This window comes from Microbacterium sp. Z6_144 (assembly GCF_057197625.1).
Genome location: NZ_JBXVPT010000001.1, coordinates 1,936,690 through 1,955,768, shown reverse-complemented (window position 1 = coordinate 1,955,768; position 19,079 = coordinate 1,936,690). Strand labels below are relative to the sequence as shown.

Below are 19,079 nucleotides of genomic sequence, written 5' to 3'. Positions count from 1 at the left end.
GATCGGGTTCGGGCGCGAGTGCTGGATCAAGCATGCCTCCTAGGCTGAACGGATGCCGTCCGCGACACCGACCCCGCTCGCGTCGTGGCGATTCTCCGGCCGCCTTCGCCGTTATCAGGCCGACGTGCTGGAACGCGTCGACGTGGATGCCGGTTCGCCGCTGCACATCGTCGCCCCACCCGGTTCCGGCAAGACCCTGCTCGGGCTCCTTCTCGCCGCGCGCCGAGGGCGCCGCACGGTCGTCTTCGCTCCGACGACGACGATCCGGGGGCAGTGGGCTCGGGCCGGAGCATCCCTGGCCCCCCACCCGGTCGGGGTCTCTGAGGATCCCGAGCGCCCCGGCGACCTCACCGCCCTGACCTATCAGGCCCTCAGCGTGCTGGACGCGGCCACTCCCTTCGCGGGGCTCGCCCGCGCGCGCTGGCGCGACGAGCTCGAAACCGACGGGCTCTCCTCGGATGCGGCGGGGAGGTGGCTCGACGAGCTCGAGGCCGGCAACCCGAAGGTCTACCGGCGCGGCATCGCGAGCCGGGCACGGACTCTGCGCCGACGGGTGGTGCGGGAGGACGCCGACGTGCTCGCGTCGACGTTGCATCCCAACGCCCTGGCGCTCATCGACCGGCTCGTCGCCGAGGGGGTGGAGACGATCGTCCTCGACGAGTGCCATCATCTGCTCGACCACTGGGCGGTCGTGATCGCCGCCCTCGTCGCCCGGCTGCGGGCCGCGGGCGGGGCCCCACTGCTCATCGGGCTCACCGCGACCCTCCCCTCGCCGGACGACGCCGACGAGTACGACAACTACACGGCGCTCCTCGGCGAGGTCGACTACGAGGTGCCGGTTCCGGCGGTGGTGCGAGAGGGAAACCTCGCTCCCTACCGCGACCTCGTCCGCTTCGTCGAGCCCACCGGCGACGAGCTCGCCTTCCTCGCCGCGCACGCCGAGGGTCTCGCCGCGCTCCTCCGTGCGACCTTCGCGCACGACACCGGCCTGCGATTCCTCGTCGACCGCCTTCAGCCCGAATCCGAGCCGCATGCCGGCCGGTCCGAGCTCGAGCCGCCGCCGCACCTCTCCGAGGCCGACTCCGTGGACGTGGGCCTGGGCGCTGCGTTCGCCGATGATTTCGCGGGGTCTGAGGCGGCGGCCGCGATGCTCGCCACGGTGGCTCCGCAGCATCCGCTCGTCGCGCGGCTGCCCGATGTCGCGCGGCGCCCCCCGACCACCGACGAGTCGTTGCGACTGCTCGCCCGTTTCGCACTGGATCGCCTGCTGCCCCATCCCGCCGAACAGCCGAGATGGGAGCGCATCCGGCGCACCCTGGCCGACTTCGGCTATGCCCTCACCGACCGGGGGGTGCGCCGCACGCGCGACCCGGTCGACACGATGCTCGCATCCTCGCTCGCGAAGGACTACGCCGCGTGCGACATCCTCCGCCTCGAGCGCGAGGCTCTGGGCGGGGAGGGATTGCGGGCCCTCGTCCTGACCGACTTCGCCGAGCACGGCAACACGCACGGCGGGCTCGTCGGCACCGCCGACGCGCTCCGCACGTTCGCCGTCCTGGTCGCGGATGCGGCCACCGCGGGTGTGCGGCCGATCCTCGTCACCGGCACGCGCACGCGCATCGCCACGCGTGACGCCGACGTGCTCGTTCCCGCGCTCGAAGAGCTGCTGGGCGTCCCGGTGGCGGCGGCGCCGGTGCTCGAGGCGCCGCACCTGTCAGAGGTGCACGCGCCGGGCGCCGGATCGGCGGGGCTCGTGCGCGCCGCATCCGCACTCCTCGTGCGCGGAACGGTGCAGGTCGTGGTGGGAACGCGGGGACTCTTCGGCGAGGGCTGGGACTGCCCGGCCGTTCACACCCTGATCGATCTGACCGCGGTCGCGACGGCATCGGCGACCCAGCAGCTGCGCGGGCGCACCTTGCGGCTCGACCCGTCGTGGCCGGAGAAGGTCGCGCACAACTGGACGGTCACCGCGCTCCTTCCGCCGGCCTTCCCCCTGCAGACGCAACCCGACCTGAACCGGCTCCGCCGCAAGCACGCACGGCTGTGGGGCCTCGACGCCGACGAGCCGTCGCGCGTCGTACGGGGGCTGTCCATCGCCCTCACCGCAGCGCAATGCGTGGCGCTGGAGGGCGTGCGCGCGAAGCATCCGGCGGCATCCGTGGATGCCCTGAACGGTCTGCAGGAGGTTCCGGCGCGGTCGGTCACCCGCGGTGCGTGGCGGATCGGGGAGGAGTACGACGATCGGGAAAGCGTGAGCGCTCTCGTGCCGCGGTGGCACCAGCAGCCGGTGTTCCGCACGAGCGCGCCGGCCTCCCGCGCGCTGGGCGGCGCGTTCGGGGGCGTGGCGGCGGCCACCGCGCTCGGCTCGACAGGCGTTCCGCTGGTCGGATTCGTCCTGGCGGCTCCCGAAGCAGGGATCATCGCCGGAGCGGTGGCGCTCGCCCTCGGGCTCATCACGGCGCCGCCTCTCGCGCGAGCGTGGCTCCAAACGCGCGCGCAGTCCGGGGATGCCGCCGAGACCTACCGCCGGATCGGCACGGTCGTGTGGGAGGCCCTCCGCCGGGCCGGACGCGTCGCCGATACGGACGTGTCGGCCGCGGTGTCGGAGGGCGAACCGCAGGGCGCTTTCGTCCCCATCGCGATCGAGGCGCCGACCGCCGCGCTGGCCGATCAGCACACGTTCGCCGCCGCGCTGACCGAGCTGTTCGGTGTCGTGCGGACCCCGCGCTTCCTGATCGAGACCGGGAGCGGCGGCCGTACGGGCGTTGTTCGTGCGGTGCTGAGGCGGGCCGATCGACGCGAACGCCCGAGGCACTTCCTCTCCGTTCCCGCCGTGATCGGCCGTCGGCGCGGGGATGCGGAGGCCTTCGCCGCGGCGTGGGAGCGCGAGGTCGGCCCCTGCCTCCTCCACGTGATGGACCGGCCTGGTCAGCTCGCCCTCATGGCCCGGGCCCGTCGCGGCGGCGGCGAGTGGGCGCTGCCCGTCACGCGAGAGGAGTGGCGGTGAGCGGCTCACCGTTGCGACGCCTCTGCTCGCGCCCTCGCCCCGGGGTGGTTCCGCTCGGCGGCGCGGGGAATGTCGGAGGTATGTTCTAGTCTTTTCCCATGACCACAGACCGCCTTGACCCGCTGGAGTACTCCGGCGTGGACGGCGAGGCGCTGTGGCACGAAGCCCCCGGCCTCCCCGACGAGCTCGACCCGATCGACCTGGTGACCGAGGTGTCGACGATGATGTCGGTGTTCGCCGCGCAGCGCTTCGAGCGTGTCGAGGCGATGCACCGTGAGGCGCTGACGGAGGCGACGACGTTCCGCGGAGCGTCGCCGGAGATCATCGAGCGGTCGCTGCGCCTGGAGCTGGCTGTGGCGTTGCAGATGACCGAGCATGCCGCCGACCGGCTGCTGATCACCGCCGAGGGCCTCGTGGCCCGGTACCCCGCGATGCTCGCGTCGCTCTCCCGGGCGCAGACCACCGAGCGGCACGCGGAGGTGTTCGTGGAGCTGGTCGACACGGTCGAGCCGGCGCTGCGGGAGGAAGTGGTCCCCATCGCGGTCGAGTTGGCCGAGGCGCATCCTCTCGGCACGTTCCGCCGGTTGCTGCGCAGACTGGTCGAGACCGTCCGCGCGGCGACCTTGGCGGAGCGTCATCGTGACGCGATCGCGACTCGGCGAGTCGTGATCGAGCCGTCGGCCGACGGGATGGCGTGGCTGCTCATCCACCTCCCGGCCGTCGAGGCGCACGCGGTGCACGAACGAGTCACCGCCATGGCGAAGATTCTTGCCGCCGAGGAGGGCGAGGAACGCACGCTCGATCAGCTCCGGGCCGACGTGGTGGGCGATCTCCTCATCGATGGCGCGGTGGCGGCACATCCCGACGCTGCCCAGGGCATCCGGGCGACGGTGGCCGTCACGGTCCCCGCTCTCGCCCTCCTGAATGACGAACTGGCCGCCCGGAGCGAGCCGGCCATGGTGGAGGGGGTCGGGCCCATCCCGATCGAAGGGGCACGGGAACTGGTCGGCACGGCCGACGGGTGGATGCGGATCCTCACGCACCCCGAAACCGGGATGGTGCTCTCCGTCGGACGCACGAAGTACCGACCGCCCGGCGCTCTGCAAGAACTCGCCCGCTGGCGGGCAGGCCGATGTATGGGCCCCGGGTGCGCACTTCCGGCCTCCCGATGTCAGATCGATCATCAGGTCGCGTGGGAAGACGGCGGTGCAACGGAGCTGTCCAATCTCGCCCCGCTCTGCCAAGGGCACCACACGATCAAGCACCACGGCGGATGGCACGTACGCCAGGTCGACGGCGGCGGAGCGATCGAATGGACCTCACCCCTCGGTCGGCGCTACGTCGTCCAACCGGAGCGCCGGGTTCCCGTCTTCCGCGCCGCGTGAGTACAGCGTCGGGGCGTGCGTTCACGCCATGATGGTGCGAGTGATCGGCAGAGCGCAGTGAGCAGAGCGCAGTGAGCAGAGCGCAGTGACGTCGAAGAGGCGCGTCTCACGCGGCCGCCGGGCACAGCCGATCCGGGGCGGCTTGACGGCGCTGTTCGCGATTCTCGTCGTGAGTCTGGCGGTCGTGGTGGTCGCACCGTTGTGGGCGCCGCACTCGGCTCCCGGCTCCACCGCGGCGCCGGCAGACACCGCGGCGCCGGCAGACACCGTGGCGCTCGCGGACACGCGTGCGGAGGCCGCGGAAGCCCTCGACGCTCTCGCCGCGCTGGAGACGGTGTCGGGGCAGTCCATCGCCCGCTACTACCGGGAGTCTTTCGGACGGGCATGGCACGACCACGATCGCAACGGGTGCGACACCCGCAATGACGTGCTGCGGCGGGATCTTCACGATGCGGTCCTCAAGGTCGGCACGAACGGATGCAAGGTGCTCTCCGGCATCCTGGTGGACCCTTATACCGGCGAGCAGGTCGAGTTCGTGTCGGGCGCGGACACATCGGTGCTCGTCCAGATCGACCATCTCGTGCCGCTCGCGTGGGCCTGGCGGCACGGTGCGGAGTTCTGGAGCGAACAGGAGCGGATCGCGTTCGCGAACGACCCGGACAATCTGCGGGCGACCGCGGGCGCGGTGAACCAGTCGAAGGGCAGCTCGGGGCCCGCGGACTGGCTGCCGCCGTCTGAGGCATCGCATTGCGAGTACGCCCACGACTACACCGCCGTGCTCGCCGCGTGGGAACTGGGTATCAGCACCGCCGAACGGCACGTACTGGAACGCACCCTTGCGCGCTGCTGAGCTCGGGGGTGGAGGGAACATTTCGCACCCCGCCAGCGTTTGCTAGTCTTGAGTGTCACTCGTGTGGCTCGTTCCGCACGTCCAGGCCCCGGCTTGGGTGACACCGCACGAAATCAATCCGCTTCGCTTCGGCTCGCGCCGTTTCGTCTCGGTTGCTGAGCGTTCCCGCTCAACGATCGTATGGCTGCGGAATGCCTCATCCTCAACCGGGAAGAGGCACGAGCAGAAGCCCGACACAAACCCAACTAGGACAACCCACTACATGACTACCGCAACGACCGCCCCGGCCACCAAGCAGGTCGCGATCAACGACATCGGCTCTGCTGAAGACTTCCTGGCCGCGGTCGAACTGACCCTGAAGTTCTTCAACGACGGCGACCTCATCGAAGGCACCGTCGTGAAGATCGACCGCGACGAGGTGCTCCTCGACGTCGGTTACAAGACCGAGGGCGTTATCCCCTCGCGCGAACTTTCCATCAAGCACGACGTTGACCCCAATGAGGTCGTCAAGGTCGGCGACCACGTCGAGGCGCTGGTTCTCCAGAAGGAGGACAAGGAAGGCCGCCTCATCCTGTCCAAGAAGCGTGCGCAGTACGAGCGCGCCTGGGGCGACGTGGAGAAGATCAAGGAGACCGACGGTGTTGTCACCGGCTCCGTGATCGAGGTCGTCAAGGGTGGCCTCATCGTCGACATCGGCCTCCGTGGCTTCCTGCCGGCATCGCTCATCGAGCTGCGCCGCGTCCGCGACCTCACGCCGTACCTCGGCCAGGAGATCGAGGCGAAGATCCTCGAGCTCGACAAGAACCGCAACAACGTGGTTCTCTCGCGCCGCGCTCTGCTGGAGCAGACGCAGTCCGAGTCGCGCTCGAACTTCCTCAACAACCTGCACAAGGGCCAGGTCCGCAAGGGCACGGTCTCCTCGATCGTCAACTTCGGTGCGTTCGTCGACCTGGGTGGCGTGGACGGCCTCGTGCACGTCTCCGAGCTGTCGTGGAAGCACATCGAGCACGCGTCCGAGGTTGTCGAGGTCGGCCAGGAGGTCACCGTCGAGATCCTCGAGGTCGACCTGGACCGCGAGCGTGTCTCCCTGTCGCTGAAGGCGACGCAGGAAGACCCGTGGCAGGTCTTCGCCCGCACCCACGCGATCGGCCAGATCGCACCGGGCAAGGTCACCAAGCTCGTTCCGTTCGGTGCGTTCGTTCGCGTCGCAGACGGCATCGAGGGCCTCGTGCACATCTCCGAGCTGTCGGGCCGCCACGTCGAGCTCGCCGAGCAGGTCGTGTCGGTCGGCGAAGAGGTCTTCGTCAAGATCATCGACATCGACCTCGAGCGTCGCCGCATCTCGCTCTCGCTCAAGCAGGCGAACGAGTCGGTCGACCCGTTCGGCACCGAGTTCGACCCGGCCCTCTACGGCATGGCCACCGAGTACGACGAGCGCGGGGAGTACAAGTACCCCGAGGGCTTCGACTCGGAGACCAACGCGTGGCTCGAAGGATTCGACGAGCAGCGGGAGAAGTGGGAGCAGGAGTACGCCGCTGCCCAGGCTCGCTGGGAGGCCCACAAGGCCGCCGTCGCCAAGGCCCTCGAGGCCGAGGCGAACGCTCCGGCCCCGAGCGCGGATGCTCCGGCATCGACCGGTGGCGGAGGCTCGTACTCCTCGGAGTCGGCCTCGGCCGGCACCCTGGCCGACGACGCCGCTCTCGCCGCTCTGCGCGAGAAGCTCTCGGGTCGCTGATCCAGCACTGATGTAACGCTCCACCTAAAGCGGGCCGGAACCTTCGGGTTCCGGCCCGCTTTTCGTTTCCCCGTCGCCTCACGCCCTGTTCGACGCGCAGGCCCTGTCGCGGTCGGCAGGGCGCTTGCCTACCTACGCCACATTGGTGATAACCTAAAGGCTGTAGGTTTACCGGATGGGAGAGCGGGCGATGGCACGAGCGGGCGTGACGGTCGACCGCATCGTCCGCACGGGCGCGGAGCTCGCCGACGAGTTCGGCTTCGACCGGGTGACGGTCGCGGCGGTCGCGCGGAGGCTCGGCGTCCAGACGGCGAGCCTCTACTCGCACATCCTCAGCACCGGCGATCTCAGCGTCCGCATCACGCTCCTGGCCCTCGAAGAACTCGCCGACCGCGCGGCCGAGGCGGTGGCGGGTCTATCGCGCCGTGACGCGATCGCCGCGCTGATGAACGCCTACCGCGACTATGCGCGGGAACACCCCGGCCGGTTCGCAGCGATGCTGGCGACCGTGGATGGCGAGACCGCGGCGTCCAGCGCCGGCCCCCGCCATGCCCGCCTCGCCGAGGCGGTCCTGCGCGGGTACGGGCTGGATCCCGGCGCGACCGTCCATGCCGTCCGCCTGCTGGGGAGCACGACGCGCGGCTTCATCACCCTCGAGATGAGCGGCAGCTTCGCCCACACCGCCCCGGCTCCCGAGGAGAGCTGGGTGCACATCATCGACGCGCTCGACGGGCTCCTTTCGCAGGGCCCGGCGGCGTGGCACACGACCCCGGGAGAACGATGACCCTCAACGATCTGCGCGTGGTACCCCTCGACGAGGGGCTGGTGCGGGGCGCGGCCGAGCTCGAACGCACCGAGCACGGGCTGCTGCCGCACCGGCTGCCCGCGTGGGCCCGGGCCGAAGCATCCGATGCCCAGCTCGCCATGGTGCAGTCCCAGCCCTCCGGCGTCCGACTGGTCTTCCGCACCACCGCGACGGCCATCGAACTGGACGTGCGCCGCAGGCGTGTGGCGTATGCCGGACTCCCGGCGCGCCCCGACGGGGTCGTCGACCTGGTGGTGGACGGCCGCCCGGCCGCCTGGTCCACGACCTCCGACGGGATCACCACCGTGATCGACATGGCCACCGGCGCGCGCTCCACCCAGGAGGGCCCGGCGAGCACCGCTCGGTTCGGAGACCTGCCCGCCGGGGAGAAAGCCGTGGAACTGTGGCTCCCGCACAACGAGACGGTCGAACTCCTCGAGCTCCGCGCCGATGCGCCCGTCCTCCCGGCGGAGGACACGCGGCCCGTCTGGGTCCACCACGGCAGCTCCATCAGCCAGGGCTCCAACGCCACCCGGCCGACGGGGATCTGGCCCGCAGTCGCCGCGCGTATCGCGGGAGTCGAGCTGGTCAATCTGGGGTTCGGCGGAAGCGCGCTGATGGATCCCTTCGTCGCGCGCGTGATGCGCGACACCCCCGCGGACGTGATCAGCCTCAAGCTCGGCATCAATGTGGTCAACACGGATGTGATGCGGCTGCGCGCTTTCGGCCCGGCGGTGCACGGCTTCCTCGACACGATCCGCGACGGCCATCCCCGCACACCGATCGTCGTCGTCTCGCCCATCTTCTGCGCGATCCACGAGGACACGCCGGGCCCGGGGGCCTTCGACCCGGAGGCGCTGGCGCAGGGCGAGGTGCGTTTCATCGCGACGGGCGACCCGGCGGAGCGGGCCGCGGGGAAGCTCACCCTGACCGTGATCCGGGCGGAGCTCGCGCGCATCGTGACGGAGCGACGCCGTTCCGACCGCCACCTGCACTACGTCGACGGACTCCGGCTCTACGGCGAGGAGGATGCGCAGGCGCATCCCCTCCCCGACGCCCTCCACCCCGACGCTGCGACCCACCTCCTCATCGGAGAGCGGTTCGCCCGCCATGGGTTCGCCGACGCCCTGGAGCGCGCTTCCGACCGCCTCTGACCCCGGCCGGCGACCGGGTGTCAGCCGACGGTGCCGGCCGGGGCACCGCACGATGGCACCGCAGGGGGATGTGGGCGGGCAGGGGCCATCCGTAGCGTCGGAGACATGATCACAGCGGAAGGCCTCACGAAGAGGTACGGACACAAGACGGCCGTGGACGACGTGTCGTTCACGGTCAGCCCGGGCAAGGTCACGGGGTTCCTCGGCCCCAACGGCGCGGGCAAATCCACGACGATGCGCATGATCGTGGGCCTTGACCGGCCGACGTCCGGCCACAGCACCGTCAACGGCAGCGACTACCGGCGCCTGCGCGCGCCGCTCACCGAGGTCGGGGCGCTCCTCGACGCCAAGGCGGTGCACACCGGCCGCACGGCGAGGAACCATCTGCGCGCCATGGCAGCGACCCACGGCATCCCCGCGTCCCGTGTCGACGAGGTGGTGGAGCTCACGGGCATCGGTTCGGTCGCCGGGAAGCGCGCCGGCAGTTTCTCGCTCGGCATGGGCCAGCGGCTCGGCTTGGCCGCGGCGCTCCTCGGCGACCCGCACACGCTCATCCTCGACGAGCCCGTCAACGGACTCGACCCCGAGGGCGTGCGGTGGGTGCGGCAGTTCGTGCGCCGCATCGCCGCCGAAGGGCGCACCGTGCTGCTCTCCAGCCACCTCATGAGCGAGATGGCGCAGACGGCCGACCACGTCATCGTGCTCGGACGGGGAAAGGTGCTGGCGGATGCCCCGCTGCAGGAGCTCGTTCGGGCCTGGACCACCGCGGCCGTCCGGGTGCGCACGCCGCGCGCGACCGAGCTGGCGGCGGCCGTCTCCGGGCAGGGAGTCGAGGTCGTCACGACGAGCCCCGACTCGCTCGACATCCATGGGCTCCCGGCCGCCCGCATCGGCGACCTCGCCGCCGAACGCGGCATTGCGCTTCACGAACTGACCCCGACCACCGGGTCCCTGGAAGAGGCCTACCTCGCCCTGACCGGCGAATCGGTCGAGTACCGGACGAAGGAGATGGCATGACCACCGCATCCGTGACATCGGCATCGCCGCGGCTCCGGACGAGCCCCTACCGGCTCACCTTCCCCCGGGCGCTCCGCAGCGAGTGGATCAAACTGTCCACCCTGCGATCGACCTGGTGGTCGATCGGCATCGTGGCCTTGCTCACGATCGGGATCGCCGTGCTCATCGCGCTGGCGGTGGACGGTCCGGGGTTCGCCGGCATCCAGGCGGTCGTCCTGCCCGTCCAGTTCACGATGCTGCTCGCCGGCATCCTCGGGGTGATCGCGGTGACGGGCGAGTACTCCACCGGGATGATCCGGTCCACCCTCACCGCCGACCCGAGCCGCGCGTCGGTGCTCGCGGCGAAGGCCGTCGTCGTCGCCGGGCTGATGTTCGCGGCATCCCTCGTGATCTTCGTCGGCGCAGCCCTCGCGATTACTCCGATCCTCGAGCCGAGAGGCAATGGGATCGCGTGGGGCGCGGCGGACGAATCGTTCCTGCCGCTCCTGGCGGCGGCGTTCTCGATGGCGATCTTCGCCCTCATCGGGGCGGCATTGGGGTTCCTCCTGCGCAGCGGCGCCGGCGCGATCGCGGCCACGATCGCTCTCCTGTTCGTCCTGCCGATCATCGTGGGCATCTTCCCCGCGTTCGACCCCACGGCGTGGCAGTGGCTGACCGATCTGAGCGCGTACCTGCCGTCGGCGGCGTCGCAAAGCCTCATCCTGCCGCTTCCCGACACCGGGCTGAGCGCCACCGCGGCACTGGTCACGCTGTGCGGATGGGCTGTCGCGGGGCTCCTCGCCGCCTGGGCGGTGCTCCGGATGCGCGACGCGTAAAGTCGACGCCGTGCCGAGCCCGCGCAGCCGCCGTTCCTCCTCGCCCGCCGAGGAGGAACTGCGGCTGCCGCGCGCGCCGGGGCTGATCCGGCAGTTCTGGGCGCGCCATCCGCTCGTCGCCGACATCCTGATCGCCCTGATCTGCCTGGTGCTTTCGCTCCTTCCCGCGGCGCCGTTCCAGCCGGCCGATCTGCGGGACGGAGAGTCGGCCGTCGACCTGCCCTGGGCATCCGCGATCCCGCTGGCGGCGGTCGCCGCGGCATCCGTCCTGCTGTTGTCGCGCAGGAGACAACCGACCCTCGTCTTCGCCGCGTGGTTCGTCAGCGCCGCGACCTTTCTGCTGTTCGATCCCACCAGCGGCAGCCCTCTCGTGCTCGTCGCCACCTATTCGCTGGCGGTCTACCGCTCGTCCCGCGCGTGCTGGGTCGGGTACGGCATCGCCATCGGAACGCTCGGCCTCCTGGGGCTCGCTCTGGTGGGCAGCGGCAGCCTCACCCTCCAGACGGCGAGCACCGCGGTCATCGCGGAAGCGGTGCTCGGACTCATCGGTTCGCTCATCGGCGTCAACGTCGGCAACCGGAAGCGATACCTCGAGGCGGTGCTCGCCCGGTCGCGCCAGCTCCTCGTGGAACGCGACCAGCAGTCGCGCCTGGCCGCAGCGGCCGAGCGGGCGCGGATCGCGCGCGAGATGCACGACATCGTCTCGCACTCGCTCACCGTGGTCGTCGCCCTGTCCGAAGGCGCGGCGGCGACGCCCGACCGCGAGCGGGCGCGCAGTGCCATGGATGCGGCAGCCGCCACCGCACGCGAGGCGCTGACGGAGATGCGAGCCATGCTCGGGGTGCTTCGGGAGAGCGCCCCGGACGCCCCGCTCGCCCCCATGGAGCCCGTGGCCGCCGAGGCCACGGTGGCCGCCGCCCAGCGCGCGGGTTTCCCCGTGACGCTCGCCGTCACGGGATCGCCCTCCGGGTCGGACGCCGTGCGCTTCGCGATCGGGCGGATCGTGCAGGAGGGCGTGACCAATGCCATGCGGCACGCCCCCGATGCGACGGGCATCGAGGTGCGGATCGACTACGCGGATGCGGAGGTGCACGTGACAGTGCGGAACGACGGTGCTTCGCGACCCAGGGGGGCGGGAGGATTCGGCATCCAGGGCCTGATCGAACGGGCGGCGCACGTCGGGGGGAGCGTGACGTCCGAGCTCACCCGCGACGGCACGTGGGAGCTTCACGCCGTGCTCCCCGCGGCTGCCGCCGACGCGCGGGATGTGCCCGCCGAGTTCTCGGCGCGCGGGGAGGCACGCGCATGAGCGACCCCATCCGCATCCTTCTGGTCGACGACCAGGAGCTCATCCGCGTCGGATTCCGCCTCGTGCTGGAGGCAGAACCCGACATGATCGTCGTCGGGGAGGCGGCCCAGGGCGAGGCGGCCATCGCCCAGGCGGCCCGGCTGAGGCCCGACGTCATCCTCATGGACGTGCGGATGCCCGGCGTGGACGGCATCGCGGCGACCGAGCGGATCGTCCAGGCCGAACCGCGGGCGAGGGTGCTCGTCCTCACCACCTTCGACCTCGACGAGTACGCCTTCGGAGCCATCCAGGCCGGCGCGAGCGGATTCCTCCTGAAGGACGTGCAGCGCGCCGACCTGACTGCCGCCATCCGCTCGGTCCACGGCGGAGACGCGGTGCTCGCGCCGCGCGTCACGCGCCGGCTCCTGGACCACGTCGCCTCGCGGATGCCGGGGACACCCGCCGGTCCCGATCCCGCGACGCTCCTCACCGAACGCGAGAACGAGGTCTTCCGCGCGATCGGGCGGGGCCTCACGAACGCCGAGATCGCACAGTCGCTGTTCCTCAGCGAATCGACGGTGAAGACCCACGTGGGACGCGTTCTGGCGAAGATCGCCGCCCGTGACCGCGTGCACGCCGTCATCCTCGCCCACCGCTGGGGCCACGTCGCCCCCGACGATCGGGGCCCCTGAGCCGGCGTGCCGGGCATCGTGAGCGGATCGCGGGGCGGCGGATCTCGGCCGGCTCGCGGATCCCCTAGCGTGGGGGAGTGAGCGGCTTCACCGGACACCTGCCAGGAAGCCGCGTCTACCGTCGGCTCCTCGCCGGTCTCTTCTTCGCCGGCGTCGCGACGTTCGCGCAGCTGTACTCGCCGCAGGCGGTGCTGCCCATGATCTCCGACGACCTCGGCATCGCACCCGCCACCGCCGCACTGTCGATCTCCGCGTGCACGCTGGGCCTGGCGCTGGCGGTCATCCCGTGGTCGATGGTCGCCGACCGCATCGGCCGGGTCGCCGCCATGGGGATCGGCATCCTCGCCGCCACGGCGCTCGGCATCGCGGCACCGCTGGCGGGCGACATCGGGCTGTTCCTGGCCATCCGTCTCGTCGAGGGCGCCGCGCTCGGCGCGGTGCCGGCGGTGGCGCTGGCGTACCTCAGCGAGGAGGTGGATGCGGGCCACGCCGCAGCCGCGGCCGGCAGCTACATCGCGGGCACCACCGTGGGCGGGCTCGCCGGGCGGCTCGTTTCGGGTCCCGTCGCCGACCTCACCGAGTGGCGCGCGGGCCTGTGGGCCGTTGCCGGGCTGTGCGCGGCGGCGGCCGTGCTGTTCCTCTGGCTCGTGCCGAGGGCGCGCGGGTTCGTGCCGCACCGGCACGCCCCCGACCCCGGGCCGCGCATCGCCGCCCGACTCGGGCTGAACCTCCGCTCGCCGGTGCAGCTCACGCTTTATGCGCTGGCCTTCCTGCTCATGGGCGGTTTCGTCGCGATCTACAACTACCTCGGATTCCACCTCACGGCGCCGCCCTTCGCGCTGCCCGCATGGATCGTCACCCTGCTCTTCCTCGCGTACCTGGCCGGTACGGCGTCCTCGCCCTGGGCGGGTGTGCTCGCCACGCGGCACGGGCGGCTCCCGGTGCTCCTGGCATCCATCGCTCTCAGCATCCTGGGGCTGCTCGTGATGCTGGTGCCGGCCGTGCCGGTGCTGCTGGTCGGGCTCGTGGTGTTCACGGCCGGCTTCTTCGGCGCGCACGCGGTGGCCTCGGGCTGGGCCCCCGCCGCGGCACGCCCCGACACGCGAGCCCAGGCATCGTCGCTGTACTACCTGGGCTACTACGGCGGATCAAGCGCCCTCGGATGGGCGCTCGGATGGGTGTTCGCCGACTCGGGGTGGGAAGCGTTCCTCGCCGCCGTCATCGCGACCTGTGTGGTGGCCGGTGCTCTGGCGGCGGGAGTTCTCCGCGGGCGGGGCCTGACCGCCGTCGGCCCGACATCGCGTTAGGGTCGGCGCATGGCCGAGGCATCCGACTACTGGGTCGACGCGGGCATCATCCTGGGATGGAATCCGAGCCTGTGGGATGAGTGGCCCGGCTCTTACGCTGCCGTGGTGACGGGCGTCGCGGCCGGTACCCCGTATGTCACGCAATGGTCGGTCGGATCCCGGCGCGAGGTCGAGCCCGGCACGGATGCCTGGTTCCTCCGCCAGGGCGGCTCCCACGGACTCATCGGCCATGGCACGGTGCTGACGCATCCGTACGAGGACGTGCATTTCGCCGACGCCCGCCGCACGGCCCGCTTCGTCGATGTGGCGTTCGACACGCTCGTCGTCGAGGAGGACCGCGTGCCGCGCGACATCCTGGAGGCCGTCGTCCCGGAGGTGGCCTGGCGGTATCAGTTCCGCTCGGGAAATCGCGTCGCACCGGAACCGAACCGGCGCCTCCGCGACCTGTGGCGCGACGCCCTCACCGGCCTGCCGGGACGCTGACGCGCGGCCCGGCCCCGTCAGCGAGGGCGTCGCGCGCGGGCGGCGGAACAGGACGGGAGGAGGCCGTCATCGGGATCGCGCGCGCGGGGGGCACGCGCGCGATCCCGATGACGAGCCCGATGCCGGCGACCAACAAAAGGATCGACAGCAGCAGGTCATCCATACTTGCTCGCATCTGTTCGGTGGGGGGTATCCGACGACGCTCTTCGAGCCTAAGCGGCACTCATCCGCGTGTCTGTAGACCGTATGGGGGACAGCCGTGTCGGCGCCGGGCCGTACGCTCGGCGGATGCGAAGGACGTGCCTGGTCGACGGATGCGGCGCTGCCGTCGACGCCGACGCGCCGCTCGCGCTGTGCGCCCGGCACTACGCGGTGGCGGGGGAGTGGGACGCCCGCGAGCACGGCGTCACCGACCTGCTGCCCTCGCCGTGCCTCGTGTGCGCGTCACGTCTGGGTGTCCGATGGCCGAGCGGCTGGCAGTGCGCGGCGTGCGAGTGGCGGCACGGCGACGTGCCCGACGACGACCTCCCGCCGCCGCGTGTGGACGTCGTCTACTACCTCCGCTACACCGACCGGGTGAAGATCGGCACCACGGCGAACCCCCGCCGGCGGCTGGCGGCGATCCGCCACGACGAGCTCCTCGCGTTCGAACGCGGCGACCGGAGCCTCGAGGCCCGGCGCCACGTCGAGTTCGCCGTGGACCGCTACCCCGGCACGGAGTGGTTCCGGCTCTCCGGCACCCTCACCGCGCACATCGCGGTGCTCGGCGCGGGTGCCGGAGACCCGTGGACGCTGTGGGCCCGCTGGCAGAGCGACGCACTCGCGCACCGGGGCTGACGCGTGGGCGAGGTGTCAGGTGGCCGGCGGCCCGAACATCTGGATCTCGCTCACCGCCTCGAAGCCCATCCGGCGGTACACGGCGATGGCCATCTCGTTGGACTGCAGGGTGACCTGGGCAAGGCCCTCTTCACGCGCTCGGGATACGGCAGCGGCCACGACAGCGGTCGCCGCGCCGCGCCGCCGGTAGGCCGCCTGGGTCGCGACGAGGTAGATCCCGGCGAGGTCCCCGGTGATCAGCATCTCGACGGTCGCGCGGATGGCCCCGTCGGCGACGTACCCGTATCGGATCAGCCGGTCCTCGTCGTACCTGCGCGCCGGGTCCAGCGCCGCGATCTGCGGGATGACGGCGTCGGGCACCTCCATCGGCGCGGCGTACGCCCGCACCCACTCCGCGGCCTCGCCGGTGCGCTCCCACTCGATGATGCCCGTCGGCGCGTTCGGAGCGGAGTAGGCCGAGGAGCGGGTGAGATCCATCGCCATGACGGTGCTCGTGCCGTAGTGCGGTGCGCCGAGAGTACTCAGCGTCTCGCGCGTCCGAGGGTGGGACTGGTCCGTGACTTCCCAGATCCAGGGGACGCCCGTCATCCGCCGCCGGACGTCTCCGACGACCTCATCCGGGGGCATCTCGTTGTGGGTGATCCCGTTCAGGCGCGGGTACTGCGCGCCGCTGCGGTAGATCTGAAGCGGGCCGGTGACCGACCCCTCCATTCCCCATCCCTGCCAGAAGCGGCGGTAGTTCGCCAGCAGGGCCGTGAGGTCGTAGGCGGTGTCCGTTGTCAGACTCATGGCCTCAACGGTAGGCACCGCCGACGCAGGAGAGAACCGGGCACCTACGTAAAACACTACGTATTGTGCTGCGGGCGCCGCTGTCCGCGGGGCGCTACTGTCATCCCCATGGCCCGGCTGTCCGACAACGAGCTCCGTGCTCGCGGCGAGGACAGCACCCGCGACCGCACGGTGCTGCTGAATCAGGCCCTTCTGGCGGGCGTCACACTCGTGGTGAGCGTGGTCGCTCTGCTGCTGGACGAGGTGACCCAGCCCACCACCTATGTGATCGGATTCGGGATCGTCTATCTGGCTGCTGCGGCGGCGGTGCTCGTGCCCTGGAAGCGGCTGCCGTTCTGGGCCGCCGGCATCCTGCCCGTCATCGACATCATCGCGGTCGCCTTCATCCGCGACGGGGCTCCCACTGCCGGACTGGGCCTGCTGTGGGTGTTCCCGGCGATCTGGGTCGCCGCCGTGTTCGGATTCGCCGGGGTCATCACCTCCACGATCGTGATCACGGCGCTGTTGGTGGTGCTCATCTGGCTGGATTCGGTCGGGCGCGTCTCCGCGTCGACCTTCCTCCTGCCCATGGTGCTCGCCGCCCTCGGGTGGCTGGTCGCGCTGTTCACCCGCCGCGCGGATGTGCAGCGCGAGTTGCTCGAGAAGCAGTCGGCGCATCTCCGGCGTTCGGTCGACCGGGCGCGGCGCCAGGAGGACATCGTCACCGAGGTGCTGGACGCGGTCGATTTCGGTGTGACGCGCATCACACCCTCCGGCGAACTGGTGGTGACCAACCAGGCGCATGCGGTTCTTCAAGGACGCTCGGCGTGGAGCGGCGAGGAGGTCCCCGCCTTCGCCGCCGACGGCACGCGGCGGTTGGAACCGTGGGAGGCGCCGCTGTCGCGCGCCCGCCGAGGAGAGACGTTCGAGAACGAGCTCGTCTGGTACGGGCTCCCCGGGGAGGGGCGTCGCGCGCTGATGATCACCGCCCGGCGGCTCACCGACCTGGACGGATCGCCCGCGGGATCGATCGTGGTGTCGCGCGACGTCACGAACGAGGAGCAGGCGCTGCGTGCGCGCGAAGATCTCGTGGCATCCGTCTCACATGAGCTGCGCACGCCCCTGACGTCGATCATCGGCTACCTGGAGCTGGCGCTGGACAGGCCGGGGCTTGCCGAGCAGACGCGCCGCGACCTCGAGGTCGCCGAGCGCAACGCCGGGCGCCTGCTCGAGCTCGTCGCCGACATCCTGGCCATCTCGGCCTCCTCCCGCCAGGGAGTGAAACTCCTCATCCATCCCGAGCCCGTCGATGTCTCCGTCATTCTCGCCTCCGCCGTCGAGTCCATCGCGCCGCGTGCCGCCGAGCGGCACATCACGATCGACACCACCGCCATGGGCTCGGTCGTGGCCGCCGTCGACCCCCACCGCATCCGCCAGGTCATGGACAACCTGCTCTCCAACGCCGTCAAGTACAACTACGACGGCGGCATCGTGCACGCGGGCATCAGCGGCGACGGGGTGCATGTGTGGATCACCGTGAGCGATGAGGGCCCCGGCATCTCCGCCGAGGAGCAGCCGCACCTGTTCGAGCGGTTCTTCCGGTCGGACGCCGTGCGCAACTCCACGACGCACGGCTCGGGCCTGGGCCTGGCCATCAGCCGCGATATCGCCCGGGCACACCACGGCGAGATCTTCGTGCAGACCCAGTCGGGCAAGGGCGCCACGTTCACCGTCCGGTTGCCCGTCGCGTTCGAGGAGGACGACGAATGATCATCTTGGATCCCTTCACCGTCAGTCTGGTCACGGCGCTGGTGATCGTCGTGTCGGGCGTCTTCTACCTCGTCGAAACGCTGCTACGCAAAGAGGGCGCAGCCGGGCGGCTGTGGGCCATCGCTTTCCTGGCCGGGATCCTCAGCGTGATGAGCTACCTCGTCTGGTCCGTGGAGCCGGGAGCCTTCGTGGCCGTCGCCCTCGGCAACGGTGCTTTCGTGGCGACCGCGGGGTTCCTCTGGCTCGGCTGCCGCGCCTTCAACGGCCGCAGTCTCCGAGTGAGCGGCATCGCCCTGGCTGCCGGTGTCACGGTCGTGATCCTCTCGGCCCTGCTGGCCGGCCCCGATGGCGGCGACTGGGCCGGTGCCGTGGCGACCTTCCTCGGGAATGCCGTCTTCGCAGCGGTCGGCGCCGTGGAGACGCGGCGCGGTGCGCTGGCCACGCAGTGGAGCGCGATCGGGTTGACCGTCGTCCTCTTCATCGAGGCGGTGTGGTTCATCGTGCGCACCGCGGTGTTCCTCATCGCAGGGTCCGAGAGCGACCTGTTCCAGACCTGGTTCGGCACGATCGCGGCGTCGTTGCTCACCATCGTCCTCACCATCGCGACAGTGGTGACCACGTCCGTCCTGCGGGCAGGGGAGTCCAACCTGCGCGGGCAGCGCGACACCGTCACGCTGCACGTCGCCCACGACGGCGTGCTGCTGCCGGAGTCCTTCCGGGCTCTCACCTCCGCGATCCTGGACACCGCGCGCCTCAAGAAGGAGACGATGTGCATCATCGCCGTCGGCGTCGAGGACCTCGTGCGCATTGCGACCGCCTTCGGGCCGAGCGAGGCCGAGGCGGTCGCCGCGGCGTGGCGGAGCGGAGTGCGCCGCCACGCGCCGAGTGCCGCGATCGTCGGCGAGGCGGGCCGCACGACATTGCTGGCCGCATTCCTCACGACCTCGTTCGCGGATGTGCGTCGTACCGCGAGCATCATCCATCGCCGTGTGCTGGATGACATGGCCGAGCTCAGCCTCTCGGTGCTCCCCGTGGTGTCGGTGGGGGTCGCGCTGACCGACCAGGTGGGCTACGACTTCGACGCGCTGGCGGACGCTGCCAAGGACGCCGCGAAGCGCTCGGCCTCCAGCCACGACGCATCCGTCATCCTCGCCGAAGGATGACGG

The 19,079-nt window shown here is 71.0% G+C and carries 17 protein-coding genes; 15 read left to right on the top strand and 2 right to left on the bottom strand.

The genetic code is table 11. The annotated features are described in order from the left end of the window. Positions 1 to 52 precede the first annotated feature (52 nt). From AC2DGY_RS09535 to AC2DGY_RS09480, 12 genes are all read left to right on the top strand, one after another. Complete coding sequence (locus tag AC2DGY_RS09535; protein ID WP_484509452.1) at positions 53 to 3,007, top strand: hypothetical protein; 2,955 nt, start codon at positions 53 to 55, stop codon at positions 3,005 to 3,007. Positions 3,008 to 3,105: 98 nt separating this feature from the next. Then, positions 3,106 to 4,392 (top strand): HNH endonuclease signature motif containing protein, encoded by a 1,287-nt coding sequence (locus AC2DGY_RS09530; RefSeq protein WP_484509451.1) that lies wholly within the window; start codon positions 3,106 to 3,108, stop codon positions 4,390 to 4,392. 85 nt (positions 4,393 to 4,477) lie between these two features. Further along, positions 4,478 to 5,242 (top strand): HNH endonuclease family protein, encoded by a 765-nt coding sequence (locus AC2DGY_RS09525; RefSeq protein ID WP_484509450.1) that lies wholly within the window; start codon positions 4,478 to 4,480, stop codon positions 5,240 to 5,242. A gap of 262 nt (positions 5,243 to 5,504) precedes the next feature. Beyond that, complete coding sequence (gene rpsA, locus AC2DGY_RS09520) at positions 5,505 to 6,977, top strand: 30S ribosomal protein S1 (protein WP_484509449.1); 1,473 nt, start codon at positions 5,505 to 5,507, stop codon at positions 6,975 to 6,977. A 175-nt stretch (positions 6,978 to 7,152) separates the two neighbouring features. Then, a complete protein-coding gene (locus AC2DGY_RS09515) occupies positions 7,153 to 7,761 on the top strand; it encodes a TetR/AcrR family transcriptional regulator (protein WP_484509448.1) in 609 nt (202 codons plus the stop codon). Continuing rightward, positions 7,758 to 8,936 (top strand): SGNH/GDSL hydrolase family protein, encoded by a 1,179-nt coding sequence (locus AC2DGY_RS09510; RefSeq protein ID WP_484509447.1) that lies wholly within the window; start codon positions 7,758 to 7,760, stop codon positions 8,934 to 8,936. Before AC2DGY_RS09515 ends, AC2DGY_RS09510 begins: the two co-directional genes overlap by 4 nt. A gap of 105 nt (positions 8,937 to 9,041) precedes the next feature. Next, a complete protein-coding gene (locus AC2DGY_RS09505) occupies positions 9,042 to 9,953 on the top strand; it encodes an ABC transporter ATP-binding protein (RefSeq protein WP_484509446.1) in 912 nt (303 codons plus the stop codon). Beyond that, positions 9,950 to 10,768 (top strand): ABC transporter permease, encoded by an 819-nt coding sequence (locus AC2DGY_RS09500; RefSeq protein ID WP_484509445.1) that lies wholly within the window; start codon positions 9,950 to 9,952, stop codon positions 10,766 to 10,768. The genes AC2DGY_RS09505 and AC2DGY_RS09500 overlap by 4 nt, the downstream gene beginning before the upstream one ends. 10 nt (positions 10,769 to 10,778) lie before the next feature. Beyond that, a complete protein-coding gene (locus AC2DGY_RS09495; protein ID WP_484509444.1) occupies positions 10,779 to 12,077 on the top strand; it encodes a sensor histidine kinase in 1,299 nt (432 codons plus the stop codon). Then, positions 12,074 to 12,748: a response regulator gene (locus AC2DGY_RS09490; RefSeq protein ID WP_484509443.1), complete on the top strand. Its 675-nt coding sequence runs from the start codon at positions 12,074 to 12,076 to the stop codon at positions 12,746 to 12,748. The genes AC2DGY_RS09495 and AC2DGY_RS09490 overlap by 4 nt, the downstream gene beginning before the upstream one ends. 77 nt (positions 12,749 to 12,825) lie before the next feature. Next, the gene (locus AC2DGY_RS09485; protein ID WP_484509442.1) at positions 12,826 to 14,055 is read left to right on the top strand and encodes an MFS transporter; all 1,230 of its coding nucleotides are present in this window, start codon (positions 12,826 to 12,828) and stop codon (positions 14,053 to 14,055) included. 9 nt (positions 14,056 to 14,064) lie between these two features. Next, on the top strand, positions 14,065 to 14,538 hold the full coding sequence (locus AC2DGY_RS09480) for a hypothetical protein (protein ID WP_484509441.1): 474 nt from the start codon (positions 14,065 to 14,067) through the stop codon (positions 14,536 to 14,538). Here AC2DGY_RS09480 and AC2DGY_RS09475 read toward each other — a convergent pair. Then, a complete protein-coding gene (locus tag AC2DGY_RS09475; RefSeq protein ID WP_484509440.1) occupies positions 14,516 to 14,701 on the bottom strand; it encodes a hypothetical protein in 186 nt (61 codons plus the stop codon). The genes AC2DGY_RS09480 and AC2DGY_RS09475 overlap by 23 nt on opposite strands. Before the next feature lie 125 nt (positions 14,702 to 14,826). On the opposite strand from AC2DGY_RS09475, the gene AC2DGY_RS09470 reads away from it, so the two are divergent. Continuing rightward, positions 14,827 to 15,375, top strand: a complete 549-nt coding sequence (locus tag AC2DGY_RS09470; RefSeq protein ID WP_484509439.1) for a GIY-YIG nuclease family protein — start codon at positions 14,827 to 14,829, stop codon at positions 15,373 to 15,375. A gap of 15 nt (positions 15,376 to 15,390) precedes the next feature. Here AC2DGY_RS09470 and AC2DGY_RS09465 read toward each other — a convergent pair whose 3' ends face one another. After that, entirely contained in the window at positions 15,391 to 16,164 is a 774-nt protein-coding gene (locus tag AC2DGY_RS09465; protein ID WP_484509438.1) for a GNAT family N-acetyltransferase, read from the bottom strand. 108 nt (positions 16,165 to 16,272) lie between these two features. On the opposite strand from AC2DGY_RS09465, the gene AC2DGY_RS09460 reads away from it, so the two are divergent. Then, positions 16,273 to 17,913 carry a sensor histidine kinase gene (locus tag AC2DGY_RS09460; protein ID WP_484509437.1) on the top strand — a complete coding sequence of 547 codons (1,641 nt, stop codon included), beginning with the start codon at positions 16,273 to 16,275 and terminating at the stop codon, positions 17,911 to 17,913. Beyond that, positions 17,910 to 19,076 carry a hypothetical protein gene (locus AC2DGY_RS09455; protein WP_484509436.1) on the top strand — a complete coding sequence of 389 codons (1,167 nt, stop codon included), beginning with the start codon at positions 17,910 to 17,912 and terminating at the stop codon, positions 19,074 to 19,076. The genes AC2DGY_RS09460 and AC2DGY_RS09455 overlap by 4 nt, the downstream gene beginning before the upstream one ends. Positions 19,077 to 19,079: the final 3 nt, after the last annotated feature.

What these genes read in the sequence shown, in the direction of transcription:
- AC2DGY_RS09535 (WP_484509452.1), top strand. Translation starts at nt 53, where the DNA reads ATGCCGTCCGCGACACCGACCCCGCTCGCGTCGTGGCGATTCTCCGGC.
- AC2DGY_RS09530 (WP_484509451.1), top strand. Translation starts at nt 3,106, where the DNA reads ATGACCACAGACCGCCTTGACCCGCTGGAGTACTCCGGCGTGGACGGC.
- rpsA (WP_484509449.1), top strand. Translation starts at nt 5,505, where the DNA reads ATGACTACCGCAACGACCGCCCCGGCCACCAAGCAGGTCGCGATCAAC.
- AC2DGY_RS09515 (WP_484509448.1), top strand. Translation starts at nt 7,153, where the DNA reads ATGGGAGAGCGGGCGATGGCACGAGCGGGCGTGACGGTCGACCGCATC.
- AC2DGY_RS09510 (WP_484509447.1), top strand. Translation starts at nt 7,758, where the DNA reads ATGACCCTCAACGATCTGCGCGTGGTACCCCTCGACGAGGGGCTGGTG.
- AC2DGY_RS09505 (WP_484509446.1), top strand. Translation starts at nt 9,042, where the DNA reads ATGATCACAGCGGAAGGCCTCACGAAGAGGTACGGACACAAGACGGCC.
- AC2DGY_RS09500 (WP_484509445.1), top strand. Translation starts at nt 9,950, where the DNA reads ATGACCACCGCATCCGTGACATCGGCATCGCCGCGGCTCCGGACGAGC.
- AC2DGY_RS09490 (WP_484509443.1), top strand. Translation starts at nt 12,074, where the DNA reads ATGAGCGACCCCATCCGCATCCTTCTGGTCGACGACCAGGAGCTCATC.
- AC2DGY_RS09480 (WP_484509441.1), top strand. Translation starts at nt 14,065, where the DNA reads ATGGCCGAGGCATCCGACTACTGGGTCGACGCGGGCATCATCCTGGGA.
- AC2DGY_RS09475 (WP_484509440.1), bottom strand. Translation starts at nt 14,701, where the DNA reads ATGGATGACCTGCTGCTGTCGATCCTTTTGTTGGTCGCCGGCATCGGG.
- AC2DGY_RS09470 (WP_484509439.1), top strand. Translation starts at nt 14,827, where the DNA reads ATGCGAAGGACGTGCCTGGTCGACGGATGCGGCGCTGCCGTCGACGCC.
- AC2DGY_RS09465 (WP_484509438.1), bottom strand. Translation starts at nt 16,164, where the DNA reads ATGAGTCTGACAACGGACACCGCCTACGACCTCACGGCCCTGCTGGCG.
- AC2DGY_RS09460 (WP_484509437.1), top strand. Translation starts at nt 16,273, where the DNA reads ATGGCCCGGCTGTCCGACAACGAGCTCCGTGCTCGCGGCGAGGACAGC.
- AC2DGY_RS09455 (WP_484509436.1), top strand. Translation starts at nt 17,910, where the DNA reads ATGATCATCTTGGATCCCTTCACCGTCAGTCTGGTCACGGCGCTGGTG.